Source organism: Sphaerochaeta sp. S2 (genome assembly GCF_016406725.1).
In the GTDB taxonomy this organism is placed as follows: domain Bacteria; phylum Spirochaetota; class Spirochaetia; order Sphaerochaetales; family Sphaerochaetaceae; genus Sphaerochaeta.
Map to the genome: position 1 here is coordinate 1 of NZ_JAEKNT010000006.1, position 2,369 is coordinate 2,369.

Here is a 2,369-nt window from a genome sequence, read left to right on the forward strand (position 1 = left end):
ATGTAATGACCTGCAGGAAGCTCACTCAGATGTTGTTCTGCGCTGAACTCGTTGGTGTGAAGCTTTACTGCGCTCTTGCGGCCCTTCTTCATGACAGCCCATTTCTCTCCACGTTCCCAGCGTTCCTCTGCACTGCAGAAAGGAATCTGTTCCTCTGGAGTGTCCTTGTACTGCAAGACATCAATGATCTTGCGTGCCAGGTCTGCCTCAAGCTCTGCGGCAACGTCACTCCTCATGACCTTTCCAAAATCCCACTCAATCTCTACGATTGGCTTCTGGGGATAGGAGCGGTCTCGCTTTGCCTGTGTTTTTGACCAGTCCTTAAGGAACACCGTGTTCTTGACATGCTCTACAGGGAATCCAGCCTTTTCCAAGATGAACCAGTAGACCCTAAGCTGTTGCGCCCAAGATGAATCAAGCCATTCCTCAAGCTTCATCTTGTAGCTGAATACCCCAGCGGTCTTGTAGTCAGTAATGGTCTTGGTGGTGGCATTGTAGAGGTCGAATCCACCGGATACCCTTCGTGTCCCGAATTCCCCACAATCGATATCAACCCAAACCCTTTGTTCTGCAAGCTCGTCCTCACTGTCATGGCCTTCCATGATGTTGTGTACTGCAGTACCGAATACTGCCCAAACCATGTCAGCACAGTCCTGCTCAAGCTCATTCCAGTGTCGTCTGGTGAGGATTATTTCCTTCGTGCCCTTGGCAAGCTCGGTGACCGAAAAGGTATCCCATCCAAACCTTGGGTGATTGTCACGAAGGCATGATTTGTAGTAAGGTTCTGGGAGATTATATTTGTTTGTAATCTTCATTAAATGGCCTCCTTGAGTAGGCTGTTTAGAACATCTGAGGAGTCGGAAGTGCTAGCTTCTTGCTCCTCTTTTTCTTGTCTGAGAGCCTCAAGCTTTGCTTCCAGCTCCTCCTTCTCACTGTGGATTCTGGAATACGCATTGTACCAGAACTTATCATCGTCCTTGGTCTTCTCCAGTTCTTGGCCCTGCTTCTCGTAGGCTTCAATCACCTCAGCAAGCTTCTTCTGCAACTCTTCCATCGTTCCAAGCAAAGACTGTTCCAATTTTGTAAACATTGTTTACTCCTCGCCACTTTAACCTCGTGGCTTTTTAAGATTCCCTTCCTCAAGGAAGGTTTTGCGGTGTCCGTGAATCGAACACGGAACACTCCAACACCGCTAATCATCAAGCTGTCTGTATCGCTTGATTCTCACGTCCTCGGGGATGATTACCCAATCGAGATATTCGTCATACGTCCAGTAGCGTTTCTTACCAAAGAGCTTTGGATCAGTGACCCTTCCGAAATTCGGCATCATCCAAGGCTTGTTGATTACCTCTTGTCTGGACATTCCATTGACCTTGCCTATTGCGGCGACAGTGACAAATCCGGGATTATTGACATCTAGGAAACGACATAATTCCAAATACCTACTCTGCAGTTCCGTCAATCTCTCGTATTCCTCAGCATCAACTGTATATGCCTTGATTCCTACCATCTCTAAAAACTCCTTAACAAACGTTATGTATTTATGTTCAATTGTGTATCACAATATTTAATTAATTCACAATTGTCAATCACAATTTCAAAATAATGGTATATAATTAGACATATAGAGGTGCAATATGGAAATAACTTTTTGGGATAGATTATTGAGTTTACTTAAGGCCCATAGGCTGACACAATCCAAGTTCTGTAAAGAAGTAGATGTTTTGCCTTCATATCTTTCCACTGCGCTGAAAAGAAGAAGTGCTCCTACTGCTGAATTTGCATACAAGGTTTCCAAACGTTTTGGTGTATCACTTTCTTGGTTGATTGCAGGAGAAGACGAAAATGCAATTGATGTGAAGTTCGCTCCTGTTGTCCAAGACGACAGGGTCATGGAGATTGCTTACAACCTGAAAAATTGCTGTGAGGATTACATCACAATCATTGAACAACTGGTCGTTCATGAAGTTTTTCACGCGAAGAGAGTTTAGCTTAATTTATGGCTAGCTTTATTTACCCAAAGAGCTTTAATTGGCTCTTTGGGAATAAAGCTTAATTTAGTATATTGACCAATAGTCTATTGACCAATAATGCTTAATTATATTAATAATATTATATTAATAATAAAGCCTCCTATTATCTTAATTGTTAGAGATATCTTGTTAGTCATAAAAATTCCAGACTTTCTCTGCAAACGGTTCAGCAAATACAGGGTTGTCGTCAACGATTTTCACCGATGCCTCTCCTCCTTTCGATAGGATCAATCCACAGTTGGTTCCAAAGTCTTCATCGGCATAGCAGACCCCAACTCTTGTTGACGGAAGTTGCTTGCTTATTTCCTTGAATATTCCCAGTGGGGTAGTCCATGC

At 43.4% G+C, this 2,369-nt stretch carries 4 protein-coding genes and 1 pseudogene; 1 reads left to right on the plus strand and 4 read right to left on the minus strand.

The window, feature by feature from the left end; all coding sequences use genetic code 11:
* The 3 genes from JF818_RS00155 to JF818_RS00165 all read right to left on the minus strand — a co-directional run.
* A partial coding sequence (locus JF818_RS00155; RefSeq protein ID WP_198889981.1) for a hypothetical protein occupies positions 1-815 on the minus strand: 815 nt, incomplete at its 3' end.
* Positions 815-1,090 (minus strand): hypothetical protein, encoded by a 276-nt coding sequence (locus JF818_RS00160; protein WP_198889982.1) that lies wholly within the window; start codon positions 1,088-1,090, stop codon positions 815-817. The genes JF818_RS00160 and JF818_RS00155, both read right to left, overlap by 1 nt.
* 102 nt (positions 1,091-1,192) lie before the next feature.
* Positions 1,193-1,510: a hypothetical protein gene (locus tag JF818_RS00165; protein ID WP_198889983.1), complete on the minus strand. Its 318-nt coding sequence runs from the start codon at positions 1,508-1,510 to the stop codon at positions 1,193-1,195.
* A 127-nt stretch (positions 1,511-1,637) separates the two neighbouring features.
* On the opposite strand from JF818_RS00165, the gene JF818_RS00170 reads away from it, so the two are divergent.
* Positions 1,638-1,991, plus strand: a complete 354-nt coding sequence (locus tag JF818_RS00170; protein WP_198889984.1) for a helix-turn-helix transcriptional regulator — start codon at positions 1,638-1,640, stop codon at positions 1,989-1,991.
* A 171-nt stretch (positions 1,992-2,162) separates the two neighbouring features.
* Here JF818_RS00170 and JF818_RS00175 read toward each other — a convergent pair.
* A pseudogene (locus tag JF818_RS00175) lies at positions 2,163-2,369 on the minus strand (hypothetical protein); the annotation flags it as partial.